Source organism: Pseudomonas fluorescens group sp. (genome assembly GCF_020093335.1).
Lineage (GTDB): Bacteria > Pseudomonadota > Gammaproteobacteria > Pseudomonadales > Pseudomonadaceae > Aquipseudomonas > Aquipseudomonas petroselini.
On record NZ_JAIOKW010000005.1, the window covers coordinates 259,435 to 278,610 of the forward strand.

Consider the following 19,176-nt stretch of genomic DNA (forward strand, 5'->3'; position numbering starts at 1 on the left):
CTTAAAACCATTCAGCCGCGCGCGGCGGCGATCTTGATCAGTTTGGCGTAGTAGAAGCCGTCGTGTCCGCCTTCTTGCGCGAGCAATTGGCGGCCGTGGGGCTGCTTGATGCCGGCTGTGGTGGCAAGGTCCAGTTCCCGTGCGCCGCTGGTACGGGCGAGAAAGGCTTCGATCACCTCGGTGTTTTCGGTCGGCAAAGTGGAGCAGGTGGCGTAAAGCAGGATGCCGCCGACGTCCAGGGTCGGCCACAGTGCGTCGAGCAGCTCGCCTTGCAGTGCGGCCAGGGCGGCGATGTCGTCGGGTTTGCGGGTGAGCTTGATGTCCGGGTGGCGACGGATCACACCGGTGGCTGAGCACGGCGCATCAAGCAGGATGCGCTGGAACGGTTTGCCGTCCCACCAGGTGGCAGTGTCGCGGCCGTCGGCAGCGATCAGCTCGGCGCTGAGGCCCAGACGGGCGAGGTTTTCCCGCACGCGTACCAGGCGCTTGGCTTCCAGGTCGACAGCGACCACCCCGGCCAGGTCTTTTTCGACTTCCAGGATGTGGCAGGTCTTGCCGCCCGGTGCGCAGCAGGCGTCGAGCACGCGTTGGCCGGGCGCCAGGTCGAGCAGGTCGGCGGCCAGTTGCGCCGCTTCGTCCTGCACGCTGATCCAGCCTTCGGCAAAGCCCGGCAGGCTGCGGACGTCTGCGGCGGCTTCCAATACGATGCCGTCGACGCTGTACACGCACGGCGTGGCGTTGATACCGGCAGTGGTGAGCAGTTGCAGGTAGGCGTCACGGCTGTGGTGACGACGGTTGACCCGCAAAATCATCGGCGGGTGCGCATTGTTCGCCGCGCAGATGGCTTCCCATTGCTCAGGCCAGAACGCCTTCAGGGACTTTTGCAGCCAGCGCGGGTGGGCGGTGCGCACCACGGGGTCATGTTCCAGCTCGGCCAGCAGCGCTTCGCTTTCGCGCTGGGCGCGGCGCAGTACGGCGTTGAGCAAGGCTTTGGCCCAAGGCTTTTTCAACTTGTCGGCGCAACCGACTGTCTCGCCGATCGCGGCGTGAGCGGGTACGCGGGTGTAGAGCAATTGGTAGAGGCCGACCAGCAGCAGCGCTTCGACATCCGCATCGGCCGCCTTGAAGGGTTTCTGCAACAACTTGGCCGACAGCGCCGACAAGCGTGGCTGCCAGCGCGCCGTGCCAAAGGCCAGGTCCTGGGTGAAGCCGCGATCGCGGTCTTCGACCTTGTCCAACTGCGTGGGCAACGAACTGTTCAGCGACGCCTTGCCGTTGAGGACGGCGGCGAGAGCCTTGGCGGCGGCCAGACGTGGGTTCATTGGGCGACCACTCCAAGGACGGTGCCCAGGGCGAATTTCTCACGACGGCTGTTGAACAAATCGCTGAAATTAAGCGCCTTGCCGCCAGGCAATTGCAGACGGGTCAGGCACAGCGCCTGTTCACCGCAAGCGACCAACAGGCCGTCCTTGCTGGCGCCGATGATTTCACCGGGAGCGCCTGCGCCCTCGGCGAGGGTCGCGGCCAGCACTTTCAAGGCTTCGCCGTTGAGCGTGCTGTGGCAGATCGGCCACGGGTTGAAGGCGCGTACCAGACGCTCCAGTTCCACGGCCGGGCGGCTCCAGTCGATGCGTGCTTCGTCTTTGTTCAGCTTGTGGGCGTAGGTGGCCAGGCTATCGTCCTGGACCTCACCTTCCAAGGTGCCGGCAGCCAGGCCGGCGATGGCCTGGATCACGGCAGGCGGGCCCAGCTCGGCGAGGCGGTCGTGCAGGCTGCCACCGGTGTCTGCGGCGGTGATCGGGGTGGTGACTTTCAGCAGCATCGGGCCGGTGTCCAGGCCCGCCTCCATGCGCATCACGGTCACGCCGCTCTCGCTGTCACCGGCCTCGACGGCACGTTGGATCGGCGCCGCACCGCGCCAACGTGGCAGCAATGACGCATGGCTGTTGATGCAACCCAGGCGCGGGATATCCAGTACCGCTTGCGGCAGGATCAAACCGTACGCCACGACCACCAGCAAGTCCGGGTTCAGCGCCGCCAGCTCGGCCTGGGCCTCGGCGTTGCGCAAGGTCGGTGGTTGCAGCACGGGAATGTTGTGCTCCAGCGCCAACTGCTTCACCGGGCTCGGCATCAGTTTTTGCCCGCGCCCGGCCGGGCGATCCGGCTGGGTGTACACCGCGACAACGTCATGAGGGCTGGTGAGCAGCGCCTTGAGGTGTTCGGCGGCAAATTCGGGGGTACCGGCAAAAACAATGCGCAGTGGCTCGGTCATGGGAGGTCTCGGTTAAAAGCAGTCACAAAAGAAAAAGGCTTGCCGCAGCAAGCCTTTGGAAGGGGGGCATCAAGCTTGCTGGCGATGCTTTTTTTCCAGCTTCTTCTTGATCCGGTCGCGCTTGAGCGTGGACAGGTAGTCGACAAACAGCTTGCCATTGAGGTGGTCGCATTCGTGCTGGATGCACACTGCCAGCAGGCCTTCGGCGATCAGTTCGAACGGCTTGCCGTCGCGGTCCAGGGCCTTGATTTTCACGCGCAGCGGGCGTTCGACGTTCTCGTAGAACTCCGGCACCGACAGGCAGCCTTCCTGGTATTCGCCCATCTCGTCGGTCAGCGGTTCGAACTCTGGGTTGATGTACACCCTTGGTTCGCTGCGATCTTCCGACAGGTCCATGACCACGACGCGAAGATGCACGTTGACCTGGGTCGCGGCGAGGCCGATGCCCGGCGCTTCATACATTGTTTCAAACATGTCATCGACCAACTGACGAACCTTGTCGTCCACTACGGCCACCGGTTTGGCGATCGTGCGCAGGCGCGAGTCGGGGAATTCGAGGATGTTCAAAATAGCCATAAGCGTAATTGCTGCACATGTGAGGTAGAGGCAAATCGGCGTTGGGATGGACCCAAACAGCCGGTGTGAAACGTCCCGAGGCCGCGAAGGCTCTGGCATTTCACGCGAACGCACATAATAAAGGAGATTCACCCCATGAGGAAATCGCTACTCGTCTTGCTGCTGTGGGCCCCGCTTGCTATGGCCCCGCTTGCCATGGCCTTGGTGCCGCAGCCCGCCCAGCGCCTGGATCAACCGACGCAACAGGCCATCCAGCGCTTTTTACTGCATAACCGCATTCTTGATTCGCCCCACGACCTGGACAGCGCACCCTACATCGTCGCCGCGGATGCTGGCCGAGTGCTGGGCGCGAATGGCGAGCAAGTGTATGCCCGGGGCGTCCTGGACGCTTCCCAGCCAAGTTATGGAATATTCCGGCGAGGCAAGACCTACACCGACCCGCAAACCCGAGAGCTGTTGGGCATCAATGCCGACGACATCGGCACTGCCCGGTTCGTAACGGCGGGCGACCTCACCACCCTGGCCGTGCAGCGGATCACCCAGGAAGTGCGCCCCGGTGATCGCCTGCTACGCGCGCAATCTTTCGTCGACCCGGCAACCCTTGCGGTCACGCCTACAGCGCCGTTCATCGAAGGGCAAATCATCGATATCCCCAAGGGTGTCACCCAGATCGGCGTACTCGACGCGATAACCCTGAATAAAGGCCGCCGCGACGGCCTGGTTGAGGGCCAACTGCTCAACGTGATCAAGACCGGCGCCAGCGTACGCGACAGCTTGACGGGCGCGCCAACCCAACTTCCTGATGAACGCGCCGGCACCCTGCTGGTGTTTCGCACCTACGAAAAGCTCAGCTACGCCCTGGTGCTCAGTGCCTCACGGCCGCTGGCCGTGACGGACCGTTTCGAGACTGCCCATCAAACACAATAAATAGCCTGCTAAATAAGTTACCAACAGAGTTATCCACAGCTTGTTCCGGTCAAGGATGATCAAATGAATCCGATAAACTGTCATGAAATATCCCCGTCAGAACTGGAAGCCCGACTACGCTTGCACAGGCTGCCTGAGCTGGGTCCGAAGCGTTTTCGCTTACTGATCGAAGCCTTCGGGTCTGCGTCAAAGGCCATCAGCGCGCCTGCCAGTGCCTGGCGTTCGTTGGGGGTACCAGCCATCAGTGCCGATGCCCGGCGCAGCCATGAAGTCCGCGACGGTGCCAGTGCGGCATTAGCCTGGCTGGCGTGTCAGGGCCAGCATTTGCTGATGTGGGACCAGCCGGACTACCCCGCGCTGCTCGCCCAGATTGATGACGCGCCACCGCTGTTATTTGTCGCTGGCGACCCTCTGATCCTGGAAAAACCGCAACTGGCGATGGTCGGCAGTCGCCGTGCTTCTCGCCCCGGCATGGACACGGCGGCTGCGTTTTCCCGCAGTTTGGCGAGCGCCGGTTTTGTCATCACCAGCGGTCTTGCACTAGGCATCGACGGCGCAGCCCATCAAGCGGCATTGGATGTGGGCGGCCAGACAATCGGCGTGCTCGGCACCGGGCTCGAAAATTTTTATCCACAGCGCCACAAACGGCTGGCGGCGGCGATGATTGATCAGGGCAGCGCCGTGATTTCCGAGTTTCCCTTGGACGCCCCGCCCCAGGCCGGCAACTTTCCCAGGCGGAATCGGATCATCAGTGGCCTGTCCCTGGGCGTGCTGGTGGTGGAAGCCAGCATGGCCAGTGGTTCGCTGATCACTGCGAAACTGGCGGCCGAACAGGGGCGCGAGGTGTATGCGATCCCCGGCTCCATTCATCATCCCGGCGCCAAGGGCTGTCACCAGTTGATCCGCGATGGCGCCGTGTTGGTGGAAACCATCGAGCACATCCTGGAGGGCTTGCGCGGTTGGCAGGCGCTGTCGCGCCCTACGCCGATGCCGGTCGTGCATCCGCTGGTGGCCCTGCTGCACGCGGCGCCCCATACCAGTGAAGGCCTGGCGATTGCCAGCGGGCGGTCGTTGTCCCACGTGTTGGCGACCCTTACCGAGCTGGAGCTGGAGGGCCAGGTCATCTGCGAAAGCGGGCGCTGGCTTGCGCGCTGCTAGGTTTTGTAACGAAGATCGGTAAACTGCGCAGAGCTTTAGTCTGGAGAGTCAACAATGGTCAACCGGTGGCGTGTGCTGGAAACCGCACGAGAAATTCGCGCAGGCGCGGTGATTGCCTATCCAACCGAAGCGGTTTGGGGCCTGGGCTGCGATCCGTGGAACGAAGAAGCAGTGGACCGTTTGCTCGCCATCAAGAACCGTTCGGTGGACAAGGGCCTGATCCTGGTGGCGGACAACATCCGTCAGTTCGACTTCCTGTTCGAAGACTTCCCGCAGGATTGGATCGACCGCATGGCCAGCACTTGGCCTGGGCCGAACACCTGGCTGGTGCCTCATCAGGGCCTGCTGCCGGAATGGGTGACAGGTGTGCACGACACCGTGGCGGTGCGGGTCACGGACCATCCGCTGGTGCGGGATCTGTGCTCGCTGGTGGGGCCGTTGATTTCCACCTCGGCCAACCCTCAAGGCCGCCCGGCTGCCCGCACACGGATTCGCGTGGAGCAGTATTTCCGTGGGCAGGTGGATCTGGTGTTGGGTGGCGCCCTGGGTGGGCGCAAGAACCCGAGCTTGATTCGCGATCTGGTGACGGGTGAGGTGGTGCGGCCTTCGTAGCGCTTTTGTGGCGAGGGCGCTTGCTCCCATTGGCCTGCGAAGCAGGCCCAAAGCCAGCGAATGCGGTTTATCTGAAAAAACATCATCGCCTGTTTTGGGGCCGCTTCGCGGCCCAACGGGAGCAAGCTCCCTCGCCACAAGGGGCAGTCAAGGCAGCAAAATTGTTGAGCCTGTGGTCCGGCGCCCCGACAACTCCGTCTGCGCCTTCGCCGCATCCGCCAGCGCATACCGCTGGTTGATATCAATGCGCACCTTGCCGCTCTTGATCATCGAGAACAGGTCATCCGCCATCGCTTGCAGGTTCTGCGGGTTGTTGGCATACGTCGCCAGGGTCGGTCGGGTGACGTACAGCGAGCCTTTGGCCGACAGAATCCCCAAGTTCACCCCATCCACTGCGCCTGACGCATTACCGAAGCTCACCACGAGCCCACGTGGCGCCACGCAGTCCAGCGATGTCAGCCAGGTGTCCTTGCCGACGCCGTCGTACACCACCGGCACCTTTTTGCCGTCAGTCAACTCCAGCACGCGCTGTGCGACATCTTCCTTGCTGTAGTTGATCGTTTCCCAGGCACCGAGGGCTTTGGCCACTGCGGCTTTTTCCGGCGAACTCACGGTACCGATCAACTTCACGCCCAGGGCCTTGGCCCATTGGCAGGCCAGCGATCCCACGCCACCGGCAGCGGCGTGGAACAGGATGGTTTCACCGGCCTTCACTTCGTAGGTCTGGCGCAGCAGATACTGCACGGTCAGGCCCTTGAGCATGGCGCCGGCGGCTTGTTCGAAGCTGATGTCGTCCGGCAGGTGCACCAGATTGGCGACGGGCAACACGTGCAGTTGGCTGTAGGCACCCAGCGGGCCGCTGCCATAGGCCACGCGGTCGCCGACCTTGAATTGGGTGACTTCGCTGCCAACCGCGTCGACCACACCGGCGCCCTCTGCGCCCAACCCCGATGGCAATGCGGGCGGGGCGTACAGACCGCTGCGGAAATAGGTGTCGATGAAGTTCAGGCCGATCGCCTCATTCCGCACGCGCACCTGCTGCGGGCCCGGCTCCGCCGGGGTGTAGTCCACATACTCAAGCACTTCGGGGCCGCCATGGGCGCTGAACTGGATACGTTTTGCCATCTGCCTTCTCCTTGGGTCGAATTCGCGTAGCCCACTATCCCACTCCTAAGCTTGATCTTCGTCAACTGCGGCGCAATGGGGTGCAGTGGTATCCTGTGCGCCCATTTGCCGCCGATGCCCAATGGCCTCGCGTAGCTTTGCCCGATTCAAGGTGATGCCATGACTACCCGCACCGAGGCTGTAAAGGCCTACCTGCTTGACCTGCAAGACCGCATTTGCAGCGCCCTGGAAACCTTCGAGACGGACACTCGCTTTATCGAAGACGCCTGGACCCGGCCAGCTGGCGGCGGTGGTCGCACCCGTGTGATCGAAAACGGTTCGGTGATCGAAAAAGGCGGCGTTAACTTTTCCCACGTGTTTGGCAGCGGTCTCCCACCCTCGGCCAGCGCGCATCGGCCTGAGCTGGCCGGCCGTGGCTTTGAGGCCCTGGGTGTGTCGCTGGTGATCCACCCGCACAACCCTCACGTCCCCACGTCCCACGCCAACGTACGGTTCTTCATCGCCGAAAAAGAAGGCGAAGAGCCGGTGTGGTGGTTTGGGGGCGGCTTCGACCTCACGCCTTACTACGGCAACGAAGAAGACTGCATCCACTGGCACCGCGTGGCCGAGCAGGCCTGTGCGCCGTTCGGTCCGGACGTGTACTCACGCTACAAGGCATGGTGCGACACCTACTTCCATATCAAGCACCGCAACGAACCGCGCGGCATCGGCGGCCTGTTCTTCGATGACTTGAACGAGTGGGACTTCGACACCTGCTTCGCCTTCATCCGCGCCATCGGCGACGCGTACATCGATGCTTACCTGCCGATCGTGCAACGCCGTAAGGCTATGGCCTATACCGAGCAACAGCGTCAGTTCCAAGAGTTTCGCCGCGGCCGCTACGTTGAATTCAACCTGGTCTACGACCGTGGCACCCTGTTCGGCCTGCAGTCGGGCGGGCGCACCGAGTCGATCCTGATGTCGCTGCCGCCGCAAGTGCGCTGGAGCTACGACTGGAAGGCCGAGGTCGGCAGCGAAGAAGCGCGCCTTACCGACTACTTCCTGCAAGACCGCGACTGGCTGGGCCTTACTGCGCCTAAGGCGGCGGTCTGATGGACCGTTATGTGGTGTTCGGCAACCCCATCGGCCACAGCAAGTCGCCGCTGATCCACCGTATGTTCGCCGAGCAGACCGGCGAGCAACTGGACTACAGCACCTTGCTGGCGCCTTTGGAGGATTTCACCGGCTGTGCCCGTAAGTTTTTTCAACAGGGTCGTGGCGCCAACGTCACCGTGCCGTTCAAGGAAGACGCCTACCGCCTGGCCGACATCCTCACCGAACGAGCTCAACGCGCTGGCGCGGTGAATACCCTGAGCAAGCGGCCCGACGGTAGCCTGCTGGGCGACAACACCGACGGCGCCGGCCTGGTGCGCGACCTCAAGGTCAACGCCGGGCTGAGCCTGCGAGGCAAGCGCATCCTGCTGCTGGGCGCCGGTGGCGCGGTACGTGGCGCGCTGGAGCCGTTACTGGCCGAGCAGCCTGCCTCGCTGATCATCGCCAACCGCACCGTGGAAAAGGCCGAGTTGCTCGCCGAGTTGTTCGACGATCTGGGCCCGGTGTCTGCCAGCGGTTTCGATTGGCTGCGTGAGCCGGTGGACGTGATCATCAACGCCACGTCCGCCAGCCTGTCAGGCGATGTACCGCCGATTGCCGGCAGCTTGATCGAACCGAGTAAGACGTTTTGCTACGACATGATGTATGCCAAGGAACCGACAGCGTTCTGCCGCTGGGCGACTGAACAAGGCGCGACGGTGGCGATGGATGGTTTAGGGATGTTGGTGGAACAGGCAGCGGAAGCGTTCTTCCTGTGGCGCGGTGTGCGTCCGAAGTCGGCGCCGGTGTTGGCCGAACTGCGCCGCCAATTGGCCTAACCTCAATTCAATGTGGGAGGGAGCAAGCCCCCTCCCACAGTTGAACTGCATTCAGTCTTGAAAGTGAATGGGGCATTGGTCGGCCCCTTCCAGTTTCCTCAACTCTTCCACCACTTGCGGCCTGGCCCGGCGCAACGTCAGGCTACGCCCCAAGCCCTTCAAGCGCCGCGCCTCCTGGTGCAGCATCTCCACCCCGGAATAGTCGATAAAGTTGATCTGCTGCGCCTCGATCACCACCCGCTCGCCTTGTAAACGTTGGAGGCGCACTTGCAGGTAGTGGCTGGCGCCGAAAAAGATCGAGCCGCCCACCCGCAACACATCCTCATCGCCATCGCGCCATTGCTGAACCCGTGGTTGCGAGGTGCGCTTGAGGTAGAAGAACAGCGACGCCAGCACCCCGGCATAAATCGCGGTTTGCAGCTCCAAGAGCAAGGTGGCGACGCACGTCAGGCCCATCACCACAAACTCGGCGCGACTGACGCGGAACAACGCACGAATGCCGCGATGGTCCACCAACCCCCAGCAAATCAGCAGGATGCTCGCGGCCATGCTCGGGATCGGAATGTGTGCGATCAGCGCCGCACCAAACAATGCGAACAACGCCACCCACAGTGCGGAAAACACCCCGGCCAACGGCGAGCACGCGCCCGCCTCATAACTGAGGCCCGAGCGCGTAAACGAACCGGCTGACAAGTAGCCGGAGAAAAAGCCGCCAACGATATTGGATAAACCCTGCGCGCGAACCTCTTGGTTGGCATCGAGCAATTGTTGCGAACGCGCCGACAGCGAGCGGGCAATCGACAGGCTGGTCACCAGCCCGAGCATGCCCACCGCCACGGCGCTGGGCAGCAGGCGCAGGATCATGTCCAGGTCCATCGGCAACGGGCTGAACGGCGGCAGCTTGCCAATAAACGAACTGACCAGCGCCACATGCCCGAACATCGCCGGCCACAACCACGCCACCAGGCTGCCCAACGCCAGCGCGATCAACAGCGTCGGCCAGCGGGGCACCAGGTACTTGAGCAGTGCGCCCACCAGTAGAGTCCCCAGCCCGAGGGCAAGGGATGCATGGTCCCATTCGCCGCTGTGGTGGATCAGCGCCAGCAGGCTATTGATCGCCGTGGCCTGGCTCGGCAGATCCAGCCCCAACAGGTTGGGCAACTGCCCCAGGGCAATCACCACGGCGGCGCCCAGGGTGAAACCGAGCACCACCGAATGGGAGACGAAATTCACCAGCGCGCCGAAGCGCAGCATGCCCAGCAGCCACTGGAAAACCCCGGCGAGGAAGGTGAGCAGCAACATCAGGGTGATGTAGTCCTGGGAGCCCGGCACGGCCAAGGGACTGACGCTGGCATACAGCACAATGGAAATCGCCGCCGTAGGCCCGCAGATCAGGTGCCAGGATGAACCCCAGAGGCACGCGATCAGCACCGGGATGATCGCAGCGTACAGGCCGTATTCGGGGGGCAGGCCGGCGATCAGGGCGTAGGCAATCGACTGTGGCAACGCGAGAACCGCGCCACTGAGGCCGACGATTGCATCCCGGCCGACGCTGGCGCGGGTTTGGCGCGGGAGCCAGCTGAGGAAGGGGAACAGTGTATGGCGGTTGGGCCGGGGCATCGCAGACTCGGTTTAAAGGTTTGGCGCAGAATATCAGTCCAGATCAGTTCCCGTGGGAGGGGGCTTGCCCCCTCCCACATCTGGATTGCATCACGCCTTAGAGTTTGGCTTTAACTGCAGAAAGTGCGTCTTTGCCGTCCAGTGTTTTTACACCCTCCAGCCACTTGTCCAATACCGCCGGGTTGGCTTTGATCCACGCCTTCGCCGCCTCGGCGTTGCTGACCTTGTTATTGGCCACCTGCGCCATGATTGCGTTCTCCATCTCCTGGGTAAAGCTCAGGTTGGTCAGCAATTTCCCTATATTCGGGCAGGCCTGTGCATAGCCCTTGCGGGTCAAGGTATACACACTGCCGGTGTCACCAAAATATTTCTCGCCACCCTTGAGGTAGTGCATTTTCAATTGCACGTTCATCGGGTGCGGAGTCCAGCCGAGGAAGGTCACGAATTTCTGCTTCTTAACAGCCCGTGATACTTCGGCGAGCATCGCCTGTTCGCTGGATTCCACCAGCTTCCACTGGCCGAGATCAAAGTCGTTTTTCTTAATGATTTCCTGCAACGAGATATTTGCAGGTGCACCGGAGCCGATGCCGTAGATCTTCTTGTCGAATTTGTCGGCAAATTTGTTTAAGTCGGCGAAGTCATGCACCCCGGCGTCCCACACATAGTCCGGCACGGCGAGGGTGAACTCGGTGCCGTCGAGGTTTTTCGCCAGTTGCACCACATCGCCATTAGCCACGAACTTGTCGTAGAAGCCTTGCTGCGCCGGCATCCAGTTACCCAGGAACACATCCACCTGGCCGTCCTTGAGCCCCCCGAAGGTGATCGGGACCGCGAGGGTGTCGACCTTGGCCTTGTAGCCCATGCCGGTCAGCAAAAAACCGGTGATGGCATTGGTGGCCGCGATATCGCTCCAGCCTGGATCGGCCATCTTTACCGTTTCGCAGCTGGCGTCCGCGTACACGTTGGCGCTACTCAGTACCAACATACCCAACACCACAGTTAACTTTTGCATGGCCTTCCCTCTGACTATTTATTGGTTTTGGCAGGGTTGTGGATAACGTGCCTTGCGCTCCAGGTCGTCGAGGTCGATGTGGTTGCGCATGTATTGCTGACTGGCGTCCACCAGTGGCTGGTGATCCCAGCTCTTCAGCTTGCCTTGGGTCAGTGCTTCAAACACCAGACGGCGGCGGCGTTGGCTGGCGAGCACCTGTTGGTGGATCGCCGGGATGTCCCATTTGGCCCGCGCCTCGTCCAGGAAGGCTGCAAACAGCGCCTGATGCGGCGGCGACTGGCTGAGTTCTTCCTGTTCCCGAGGGTCGTTGTGTACATCGAACAGTAGACAAGGGTCGTCTTCGCTGTAGATGAATTTGTAGGCGCCACGGCGAATCATCATCAGCGGGCTGATGGTGCCTTCGGCCATGTATTCGCCGAACACCTCGTCGTGCCCGCCCTGCCCTTGCAGGTGCGGGACCAGCGAACGGCCGTCCAGCGGCAGGCGCGGGTCCAGCTCGCCGCCGGCCAGTTCCACCAGGGTCGGCAACAAGTCGGCGGTGGACACGGCTTTGGACACGCGGCCTGCCGCGAATTGCCCCGGCGCACTCACCAGCAGCGGCACGCGGGCGGCCATTTCAAACCAGTGCATTTTGTACCAGAGGCCGCGCTCGCCGAGCATGTCGCCGTGGTCGCCGGAGAAGATGATGATCGTGTCGTCTGCCAAGCCGGTGTCTTCCAGGGTTTGCAGGAGCTTGCCGACATTGCTGTCGATGTAGCTGCACGCACCGAAGTAGGCACGGCGGGCATCACGGATCTTATCCACAGGCAGCGGCTTGTCCCACAGGTCGTAGACCTTGAGCAGGCGTTGGGAGTGTGGATCGAGATCGCCCTGCGCGGGCGTTGTAGGCAAAGGGATGTCGGCGTCGTCGTACAGGTTCCAGAACGGCTTGGGAATCGTGTAGGGGTCGTGGGGGTGGGTCATCGACACGGTGAGGCAGAACGGCTGGTCGCCGTCTTCGCGGATATGGTCGAACAGGTACTGCTGGGCCTTGAACACCACCTCCTCGTCGAAATCCAGCTGGTTGGTGCGCACGCACGGCCCGGCTTGCAGCACCGACGACATGTTGTGGTACCAGGTGGGGCGCACGTCCGGCTCGTCCCAGTTGACGGCCCAGCCATAGTCGGCGGGATAGATGTCGCTGGTCAGGCGCTCTTCATAACCATGCAGTTGGTCTGGCCCGCAGAAATGCATCTTGCCCGATAATGCCGTGCGGTAACCGAGGCGGCGCAGGTAGTGGGCGTAGGTCGGCACATCGGCGGGGAAATCGGCGGCGTTGTCGTAGGCGCCGATCTTGCTCGGCAATTGCCCGCTCACCAGCGTAAAGCGCGAGGGTGCGCACAACGGGCTGTTGCAGTAGGCAGCCTCGAACACCACGCCCTGGGCGGCGAGGCGGCTCAGGTTCGGCAACTGGATCGGGGAAGGTCCGTAGAACGGCAGCATCGGCGCGGCCATTTGATCGGCCATGATGAAAAGAATGTTCTTGCGCTTCATGATCTATCGGCATTCCATAGGCGGTGTTTATGCGAATGAGCATGCAGCCCATGGAAAATGGGGTAAAGCCCACCCAAAGCAATGTCTAGGATAAGCACAGCTTATGTATGAAGCCCTCGGTGACCTGTCCCTCGATTTGCTGCGCGCGTTCGAAGCGGCAGCGCGTCACCGCAGTTTTACCGCCGCCGCGATGGAACTGGGCACCACCCAGCCCGCGATCAGCCAGCAGATCAAGCGCCTGGAAGAACAGCTGGCAATCCGCCTGTTTGATCGCATCTACCGGGGCATCGAGCTGACCGATGCCGGCGCCCTGTTGTTCGAGCATGTGCAGGGTGGTTTGCAGGCCATCAACGCGGGCCTCAGCGTGATCACCCAGCAGGATCAGCACGAAGTGCTGCAAGTGGCCACCGACTTCGCGTTCGCCGCCTATTGGCTGATGCCGCGTTTGCATCGCTTTCACGCGGCCAACCCTCAGGTGGATGTGAGCCTGGTGACCAGCGAACGCAACCACGCCACGTTGCGCAGCGACATTGACGTGGCAGTGCTGTTTGGCGACGGGCGTTTCAAGCAGGGCGACAGCCTGTGGTTGTTCAACGAGGAAGTGTTCCCGGTGTGCAGCCCGCAGTGGCTGAAGGACCAGGCCACACCGCTGACTGTACAAAATTTGCACGATTTCCCCTTGCTGCACCTGCGCCAGGAAAATAACAGCCAGTGGTTCGACTGGAGCGGCGTGTTTCGCGAACTGGGCATCGCCACGGCGCCCACGCCCGGCCAACTGCGCTTCGACAACTACACTCTGCTGATCCAGGCCGCGATTGCCGGCCAGGGTGTGGCCATCGGCTGGCGCCATCTGGTGGATAACCTGTTAGAGCAGAACTGGCTATGCCGACCGCTCAGCGACACCGTCATCTCGCGTTTCGGCTATTACGTGGTGCAGCCCCAGCGCAAACGCCGAGGGCAGTTGGTGGAGCGCTTTGTCGACTGGCTGGTGGCCGAGCAGGCCAGCAGCGCGCAGTCGCTGACCGGGCTGGCCCTGCCGTCGATTGCGGTCTAGCATCTGGCGCCTATTGGATTCGGAGTCCGTCATGCAACGTATCAAGGGTTACCACGCCCATATCTACTTCGACGCGAACACTATCGAACAGGCGCGCACCTTGTGCGAAGACGCCGCCAAGCTTTTCCCGCTGCGCATGGGGCGCGTGCACCAACGGCCGGTAGGCCCGCACCCGGACTGGAGCTGCCAGCTGGCGTTCGATGCCGAATACATCGGCGTGGTGCTGCCGTGGCTGGTCATCCATCGCAATGGGCTGGTGGTGTTTCTGCACCCGGATACCGGCGATGACCTGAAGGATCACACCGACTATGCCATCTGGATGGGCGCCATGCGGGAACTGAACTTGTCAGCCTTTTCCTAAACTACATCCCTAAATATGGGATTGATATTTATATATTGAGACTTCCTCGCGCGTAGGTTTATATTCGCTGCATCCGCTCAGAACTCAGGTGAAGCGATGCAGGCGCAATTGATCGCGCTCGATTGGGGGACCAGCTCCCTTCGTGCTTATAAACTCGGCCCCGCAGGCGTGGTGCTGGAACAGCGCTCGCTGGCGTGGGGCATCATGCATTTGCCCAGCGAGCCGCGGGTTATCGCAGGCGTTCACTGCAGCGATGGCTTCGAGTTGGCGTTCGATGCAGCCTGCGGCGATTGGCTCGACGCCGCGCCCACCCTGCCGGTGATCGCCTGTGGCATGGTCGGCAGCGCCCAGGGCTGGAGCGAAGCGGCCTACCGCAACACCCCGGTCGACGTGGCGAGCCTGGGCCAGGCCCTGCACCGGGTACGCAGCTTGCGTGGGGTCGACGTGCATATCGTGCCGGGTGTGATCGAGCAGGTTGGCTTGCCCAACGTGATGCGCGGCGAAGAAACCCAGGTATTAGGCGTGCTGCAAGGGCTGGGCGTCGATGGGTTGATCGGCCTGCCCGGCAGCCATTCCAAATGGGTCGAAGTGGTCGAAGGCTGCATCACCCACTTCGACACCTTCATGACCGGCGAGCTGTTCGCGGTGCTGAGCAAGCACAGCATCCTCGGGCGCACCCAGCAACCTTGCGAGCATTTCCAGGCCGAAGCCTTTGACCGAGGCGTGCACGTGGCGCTGTCGACGGACGGCGAGCGCGGTGTGCTGTCGACCCTGTTCAGTGCACGCACCCTCGGGCTCACTGGCGCACTCGCCCCCGACCAGCAGCCCGACTACCTCTCCGGGCTGCTGATTGGCCATGAACTCGCCGGCTTGCCCGGCAGCGCAAAACACACGCCGATCGTCCTGGTCGGCGCCGCTCCTCTCTGCGCCCGTTATCAACGCGCCCTTGCCCTTTGCGGCTTTGCCCACGTCAGCCTGGCGCAGGAAGCCACCGAGCGTGGCCTGTGGCAACTGGCCGTGGCGGCCGGGCTCACTCAACCTGTATCGGAGGCCTGACATGCTCAAGCAAGCACTCGCGCAAAACGGTTTGATCGCCATCCTGCGCGGCATCCGCCCGGACGAAGCCGAGGCCGTTGGCCAGGTGCTGTACCAGGCCGGGTTTCGCGTGATCGAAGTTCCGCTGAATTCGCCTGACCCTTACACCAGCATCCGCACCCTGCGCGACAGCCTGCCCGCCGATTGCCTGATCGGTGCCGGTACGGTGTTGCTGCCTGAGCAGGTCGAGCAGGTGAAGGCGGCCGGTGGCCAGGTGATCGTAATGCCTCACAGCGATGCCAAGGTATTGCGTGCCGCGAAAGCGGCGGGGCTGTACCTGTCACCGGGCGTGGCGACGCCGACCGAAGCCTTCGCCGCATTGGCCGAAGGCGCCGACGTATTGAAGCTGTTCCCGGCTGAGCAAATGGGCCCGGCGGTGATCAAGGCGTGGCTGGCGGTATTGCCGGCCGGCACCTTGCTGCTGCCGGTGGGTGGCATCACCCCGGACAACATGCAGGTGTTCATCGACGCCGGCGCCAAAGGTTTCGGGCTGGGTTCCGGGTTGTTCAAACCGGGTATGACAGTGGATCAGGTAGCGAGCCGCGCCCAGGCTTATGTCGCCGCCTGGAAAGCCCTGAGCTGACTTCAAGTTCCGCGCCCACAGGCGCCGCATCTATAAGAGAGATAACAGATGAAAATCACCAAACTGACGACCTTCATCGTCCCGCCGCGCTGGTGCTTCCTCAAGGTCGAGACCGACCAGGGCGTGACCGGCTGGGGTGAGCCCGTGGTCGAGGGCCGCGCCCACACCGTGGCAGCTGCCGTCGAAGAGCTGTCCGACTACCTGATCGGCAAAGACCCCCGCAATATCGAAGACATCTGGACCGTACTCTATCGTGGCGGCTTCTACCGGGGCGGTGCCGTGCACATGAGCGCCCTCGCCGGTATCGACCAGGCGCTGTGGGACATCAAGGGCAAGGCCCTCGGCGTTTCCGTCAGCGACCTGCTCGGTGGCCAGGTGCGCGACAAGATTCGCGTGTACTCGTGGATCGGCGGCGACCGCCCGGCCGACACCGCCCGCGCCGCTCAAGAGGCCGTGGCCCGTGGCTTCACGGCGGTAAAAATGAACGGCACCGAAGAACTGCAGTTCGTCGACAGCTTCGAAAAAGTCGACCTGGCCCTGGCCAACGTGGCCGCCGTGCGTGATGCCGTGGGCCCCAACGTCGGTATCGGCGTCGACTTCCATGGCCGGGTGCACAAACCCATGGCCAAGGTGCTGATGAAGGAGCTGGACCCGTACAAGCTGATGTTTATCGAAGAGCCGGTGCTCAGCGAAAACTACGAAGCGTTGAAAGAACTGGCACCGCTGACCAGCACGCCGATTGCCCTGGGCGAACGCCTGTTTTCGCGCTGGGACTTCAAGCGCGTGCTCAGCGAAGGTTACGTCGACATCATTCAGCCGGATGCGTCCCACGCCGGTGGCATCACCGAAACCCGCAAGATCGCCAACATGGCCGAAGCCTACGACGTGGCCCTGGCCCTCCACTGCCCGCTGGGCCCGATTGCCTTGGCAGCCTGCCTGCAACTGGACGCGGTCTGCTACAACGCGTTTATCCAGGAGCAAAGCCTGGGCATTCACTACAACGAGAGCAATGACCTGCTCGACTATGTGAAAGATCCGCGAGTCTTCGACTACGACAAAGGCTTCGTGAAGATCCCTAACGGGCCGGGCTTGGGCATTGAGATCAACGAGGAATACGTGATCGAACGCGCGGCCATCGGCCACCGCTGGCGCAACCCGATCTGGCGCCACGCCGACGGCAGCTTCGCCGAGTGGTGATTTTCCTCTGAACAAACGCGGTTAGAGAATGTGGGAGGGGGCAAGCCCCCTCCCACATTTACCTCGTTTCTTCAGTCAGATCTGTCCTCAATAAACATAAGAAGAGGCATCCCCCATGCACCCTGAGTCCTTCACCGGGCAGGCTTCTCTCGTCACGCCTACCAGAAAGCGTTTTTTCATCATGGTGCTGCTGTTTATCACTGTGGTGATCAACTACCTCGACCGCAGCAACCTGTCGATCGCAGCGCCCGCGCTGACCAGTGAACTGGGCATCGACCCGGTGCACGTCGGGCTGATTTTCTCCGCGTTCGGCTGGACCTACGCCGCCATGCAAATCCCCGGCGGCTGGCTGGTGGACCGCGTGCCGCCGCGCATTCTCTACACCGCTGCACTGCTGTTGTGGTCCATTGCCACCGTGATGCTTGGCTTCGCTGCCAGCTTTATCGCGCTGTTCGTGCTGCGTATGGCGGTGGGGGCGTTGGAAGCCCCGGCTTACCCGATCAACAGCCGCGTGGTCACCACGTGGTTTCCCGAGCGCGAGCGCGCCACGGCGATTGGCGTGTACACCTCCGGGCAGTTTGTCGGGCTGGCGTTTCTCACGCCGGTATTGGCTTGGCTGCAGCACGCATTTGGCTGGCACATGGTGTTTGTCGCCACGGGCGGCGTGGGCATCTTGTGGGCGGTGATCTGGTACGCGGTGTATCGCGAGCCCAAGGATTTCAAAGGCGCCAACGCCGCGGAGATCGAGCTGATCCGTGAAGGGGGCGGGCTGGTGGATATGCAGGCGAAAACGGTCAAGGCGCCGTTCAGCTGGGTCGACCTGGGCATCGTGTTGAGCAAGCGCAAACTCTGGGGCATCTACCTGGGTCAGTTCTGCCTGAACTCCACGCTCTGGTTCTTCCTGACCTGGTTCCCGACCTACCTGGTGAAATATCGCGGCATGGACTTCATCAAGTCCGGCCTGCTGGCGTCGTTGCCGTTTCTCGCGGCGTTTGTCGGCGTGCTGTGTTCCGGGGTGTTTTCCGACTGGCTGATTCGTCGCGGCGCGTCGGTGGGGTTTGCGCGCAAGTTGCCGATCATTGGTGGGTTGCTGATTTCCACGGCGATCATCGGCGCCAACTACGTGGACTCGACGGCGTGGGTGATTGCGTTCCTGGCGGTGGCGTTCTTCGGCAATGGCCTGGCCTCGATTACCTGGTCGCTGGTGTCGACACTGGCCCCCGCACGCTTGCTGGGATTGACCGGTGGCGTGTTCAACTTTATCGGCAACTTGGCGGCGATTACCACGCCGATTGTGATTGGCTTCCTGGCCAGTGGCGACTCGTTTGCGCCGGCGATCACTTATATCGCGGTGCTAGCGTTGCTGGGCGCGCTTTCCTATGTGTTGCTGGTCGGTAAGGTGGAGCGAATCGAGCTCAATGAATAACCCACGGTCAGGCGCTTGTCGTGGTGAGCGGGCTTGCCCCGCGTTGGGCTGCGCAGCAGCCCCATTGAGGCCGCTGCGTTTGGTCAGGTGTTACGCGCTGACCGTTCTGGGGGCGCTTTGCACCCCAACGCGGGGCAAGCCCGCTCACCACAGAAGCTAAGTCGCCACCCTATCGTCCGGGCTTAGTTGAGGACGCCGTCGAGAATCTCGTAGACGATGCCGGTGCCCACCGCGATCAACACCACGTCCGGCCCGGAGCGGCGCCATTCGTAGCCTGGATACACCGGCAGGCGCGCCAGCGCACGGTTGTCCAGGCGTTCGCCGTAATAACCACGAGGCAACGGCTGGCCACGCACCAGGCGTACATTCGGCGGCGGCGGCGCGCCACGGGAGAACTGGCCGTGGTTGTCGTGGATGATCTGCCGAACTGGGCCAAAGTCCTGGGGTGGGCCGCCGCGACGGTTATCCGGCGGGCCGCGATGGTCGTCGCCACGTTGTTCGTGCTGGCCTTGCGGGCCGCCACGGTCTGGGCCGCCTTGGTCATAAGGCGCGGCCTGCACCAGGGCGCTGGCGCCAAGCACCAGCACGCCAAGGCCCGCAATCACGGATTTGGGCATTTTCATCGGGTATTCCTCAGGGCACACCTACAAAAAAGGGATCTCGAACACGGTTCGAAATCCCTTGGTCTTGCTGTTTAGGCCGTGCCCGAGCGGGT

Annotated in this window: 19 protein-coding genes; 11 read left to right on the forward strand and 8 right to left on the reverse strand. The window is 62.4% G+C overall.

Translation table 11 applies throughout. From position 1 onward, the window contains the following. Window positions 1-11: 11 nt before the first annotated feature. From rsmB to def, 3 genes are all read right to left on the reverse strand, one after another. Window positions 12-1,322: a 16S rRNA (cytosine(967)-C(5))-methyltransferase RsmB gene (gene rsmB, locus K7431_RS08555; RefSeq protein ID WP_012721464.1), complete on the reverse strand. Its 1,311-nt coding sequence runs from the start codon at window positions 1,320-1,322 to the stop codon at window positions 12-14. Beyond that, the gene (fmt, locus tag K7431_RS08560; protein ID WP_012721465.1) at window positions 1,319-2,272 is read right to left on the reverse strand and encodes a methionyl-tRNA formyltransferase; all 954 of its coding nucleotides are present in this window, start codon (window positions 2,270-2,272) and stop codon (window positions 1,319-1,321) included. Before fmt ends, rsmB begins: the two co-directional genes overlap by 4 nt. 69 nt (window positions 2,273-2,341) lie before the next feature. Next, window positions 2,342-2,848, reverse strand: a complete 507-nt coding sequence (gene def / locus K7431_RS08565) for a peptide deformylase (protein WP_005783383.1) — start codon at window positions 2,846-2,848, stop codon at window positions 2,342-2,344. Window positions 2,849-2,983: 135 nt separating this feature from the next. On the opposite strand from def, the gene K7431_RS08570 reads away from it, so the two are divergent. The 3 genes from K7431_RS08570 (at window position 2,984) to K7431_RS08580 (ending at window position 5,545) form a co-directional block, all read left to right on the forward strand. Then, window positions 2,984-3,775 (forward strand): hypothetical protein, encoded by a 792-nt coding sequence (locus K7431_RS08570; RefSeq protein ID WP_012721466.1) that lies wholly within the window; start codon window positions 2,984-2,986, stop codon window positions 3,773-3,775. Between the two features lie 63 nt (window positions 3,776-3,838). Beyond that, the gene (gene dprA / locus K7431_RS08575; RefSeq protein ID WP_012721467.1) at window positions 3,839-4,933 is read left to right on the forward strand and encodes a DNA-processing protein DprA; all 1,095 of its coding nucleotides are present in this window, start codon (window positions 3,839-3,841) and stop codon (window positions 4,931-4,933) included. A gap of 54 nt (window positions 4,934-4,987) precedes the next feature. Then, window positions 4,988-5,545, forward strand: coding sequence for an L-threonylcarbamoyladenylate synthase (locus K7431_RS08580; RefSeq protein ID WP_012721468.1), 558 nt, complete (start codon window positions 4,988-4,990; stop codon window positions 5,543-5,545). Window positions 5,546-5,692: 147 nt separating this feature from the next. On the opposite strand, the gene K7431_RS08585 is transcribed toward K7431_RS08580, so the two are convergent. Next, complete coding sequence (locus K7431_RS08585; protein ID WP_012721469.1) at window positions 5,693-6,670, reverse strand: NADPH:quinone reductase; 978 nt, start codon at window positions 6,668-6,670, stop codon at window positions 5,693-5,695. Between the two features lie 159 nt (window positions 6,671-6,829). Here K7431_RS08585 and hemF point away from each other — a divergent pair, with 159 nt between their 5' ends. After that, a complete protein-coding gene (gene hemF, locus K7431_RS08590; RefSeq protein ID WP_012721470.1) occupies window positions 6,830-7,762 on the forward strand; it encodes an oxygen-dependent coproporphyrinogen oxidase in 933 nt (310 codons plus the stop codon). Further along, the gene (gene aroE, locus K7431_RS08595; RefSeq protein WP_012721471.1) at window positions 7,762-8,580 is read left to right on the forward strand and encodes a shikimate dehydrogenase; all 819 of its coding nucleotides are present in this window, start codon (window positions 7,762-7,764) and stop codon (window positions 8,578-8,580) included. Before hemF ends, aroE begins: the two co-directional genes overlap by 1 nt. A 51-nt stretch (window positions 8,581-8,631) precedes the next feature. Here aroE and K7431_RS08600 read toward each other — a convergent pair whose 3' ends face one another. From K7431_RS08600 to betC, 3 genes are all read right to left on the reverse strand, one after another. Beyond that, entirely contained in the window at window positions 8,632-10,200 is a 1,569-nt protein-coding gene (locus K7431_RS08600) for a SulP family inorganic anion transporter (RefSeq protein ID WP_012721472.1), read from the reverse strand. A 97-nt stretch (window positions 10,201-10,297) separates the two neighbouring features. After that, window positions 10,298-11,212: a choline ABC transporter substrate-binding protein gene (choX, locus tag K7431_RS08605; protein ID WP_012721473.1), complete on the reverse strand. Its 915-nt coding sequence runs from the start codon at window positions 11,210-11,212 to the stop codon at window positions 10,298-10,300. Window positions 11,213-11,230: 18 nt separating this feature from the next. Beyond that, complete coding sequence (betC, locus tag K7431_RS08610; RefSeq protein WP_012721474.1) at window positions 11,231-12,745, reverse strand: choline-sulfatase; 1,515 nt, start codon at window positions 12,743-12,745, stop codon at window positions 11,231-11,233. Window positions 12,746-12,848: 103 nt separating this feature from the next. Between betC and K7431_RS08615 the strand changes: the two genes are divergently transcribed. The 6 genes from K7431_RS08615 to K7431_RS08640 all read left to right on the forward strand — a co-directional run bounded on the left by K7431_RS08615 (window position 12,849) and on the right by K7431_RS08640 (window position 18,461). Beyond that, window positions 12,849-13,799, forward strand: a complete 951-nt coding sequence (locus tag K7431_RS08615; RefSeq protein WP_012721475.1) for a choline sulfate utilization transcriptional regulator — start codon at window positions 12,849-12,851, stop codon at window positions 13,797-13,799. 31 nt (window positions 13,800-13,830) lie between these two features. Beyond that, entirely contained in the window at window positions 13,831-14,160 is a 330-nt protein-coding gene (locus tag K7431_RS08620; RefSeq protein ID WP_043204594.1) for a DOPA 4,5-dioxygenase family protein, read from the forward strand. A gap of 96 nt (window positions 14,161-14,256) precedes the next feature. Then, a complete protein-coding gene (locus K7431_RS08625) occupies window positions 14,257-15,216 on the forward strand; it encodes a 2-dehydro-3-deoxygalactonokinase (protein WP_012721477.1) in 960 nt (319 codons plus the stop codon). Window position 15,217: 1 nt separating this feature from the next. Then, window positions 15,218-15,838 carry a 2-dehydro-3-deoxy-6-phosphogalactonate aldolase gene (locus K7431_RS08630; RefSeq protein WP_012721478.1) on the forward strand — a complete coding sequence of 207 codons (621 nt, stop codon included), beginning with the start codon at window positions 15,218-15,220 and terminating at the stop codon, window positions 15,836-15,838. Between the two features lie 48 nt (window positions 15,839-15,886). Next, window positions 15,887-17,035, forward strand: coding sequence for a galactonate dehydratase (gene dgoD, locus K7431_RS08635; RefSeq protein ID WP_012721479.1), 1,149 nt, complete (start codon window positions 15,887-15,889; stop codon window positions 17,033-17,035). Window positions 17,036-17,150: 115 nt separating this feature from the next. Then, on the forward strand, window positions 17,151-18,461 hold the full coding sequence (locus K7431_RS08640) for an MFS transporter (RefSeq protein ID WP_012721480.1): 1,311 nt from the start codon (window positions 17,151-17,153) through the stop codon (window positions 18,459-18,461). A 182-nt stretch (window positions 18,462-18,643) separates the two neighbouring features. On the opposite strand, the gene K7431_RS08645 is transcribed toward K7431_RS08640, so the two are convergent. Further along, window positions 18,644-19,084: an anti-virulence regulator CigR family protein gene (locus K7431_RS08645; protein WP_012721481.1), complete on the reverse strand. Its 441-nt coding sequence runs from the start codon at window positions 19,082-19,084 to the stop codon at window positions 18,644-18,646. Between the last annotated feature and the right edge of the window lie 92 nt (window positions 19,085-19,176).

Bases quoted from the DNA above. Each gene is read 5' to 3' on its own strand.
- rsmB (WP_012721464.1), bottom strand. From the start codon at position 1,322: ATGAACCCACGTCTGGCCGCCGCCAAGGCTCTCGCCGCCGTCCTCAAC.
- fmt (WP_012721465.1), bottom strand. From the start codon at position 2,272: ATGACCGAGCCACTGCGCATTGTTTTTGCCGGTACCCCCGAATTTGCC.
- def (WP_005783383.1), bottom strand. From the start codon at position 2,848: ATGGCTATTTTGAACATCCTCGAATTCCCCGACTCGCGCCTGCGCACG.
- K7431_RS08570 (WP_012721466.1), top strand. From the start codon at position 2,984: ATGAGGAAATCGCTACTCGTCTTGCTGCTGTGGGCCCCGCTTGCTATG.
- dprA (WP_012721467.1), top strand. From the start codon at position 3,839: ATGAATCCGATAAACTGTCATGAAATATCCCCGTCAGAACTGGAAGCC.
- K7431_RS08580 (WP_012721468.1), top strand. From the start codon at position 4,988: ATGGTCAACCGGTGGCGTGTGCTGGAAACCGCACGAGAAATTCGCGCA.
- K7431_RS08585 (WP_012721469.1), bottom strand. From the start codon at position 6,670: ATGGCAAAACGTATCCAGTTCAGCGCCCATGGCGGCCCCGAAGTGCTT.
- hemF (WP_012721470.1), top strand. From the start codon at position 6,830: ATGACTACCCGCACCGAGGCTGTAAAGGCCTACCTGCTTGACCTGCAA.
- aroE (WP_012721471.1), top strand. From the start codon at position 7,762: ATGGACCGTTATGTGGTGTTCGGCAACCCCATCGGCCACAGCAAGTCG.
- K7431_RS08600 (WP_012721472.1), bottom strand. From the start codon at position 10,200: ATGCCCCGGCCCAACCGCCATACACTGTTCCCCTTCCTCAGCTGGCTC.
- choX (WP_012721473.1), bottom strand. From the start codon at position 11,212: ATGCAAAAGTTAACTGTGGTGTTGGGTATGTTGGTACTGAGTAGCGCC.
- betC (WP_012721474.1), bottom strand. From the start codon at position 12,745: ATGAAGCGCAAGAACATTCTTTTCATCATGGCCGATCAAATGGCCGCG.
- K7431_RS08615 (WP_012721475.1), top strand. From the start codon at position 12,849: ATGTATGAAGCCCTCGGTGACCTGTCCCTCGATTTGCTGCGCGCGTTC.
- K7431_RS08620 (WP_043204594.1), top strand. From the start codon at position 13,831: ATGCAACGTATCAAGGGTTACCACGCCCATATCTACTTCGACGCGAAC.
- K7431_RS08625 (WP_012721477.1), top strand. From the start codon at position 14,257: ATGCAGGCGCAATTGATCGCGCTCGATTGGGGGACCAGCTCCCTTCGT.
- K7431_RS08630 (WP_012721478.1), top strand. From the start codon at position 15,218: ATGCTCAAGCAAGCACTCGCGCAAAACGGTTTGATCGCCATCCTGCGC.
- dgoD (WP_012721479.1), top strand. From the start codon at position 15,887: ATGAAAATCACCAAACTGACGACCTTCATCGTCCCGCCGCGCTGGTGC.
- K7431_RS08640 (WP_012721480.1), top strand. From the start codon at position 17,151: ATGCACCCTGAGTCCTTCACCGGGCAGGCTTCTCTCGTCACGCCTACC.
- K7431_RS08645 (WP_012721481.1), bottom strand. From the start codon at position 19,084: ATGAAAATGCCCAAATCCGTGATTGCGGGCCTTGGCGTGCTGGTGCTT.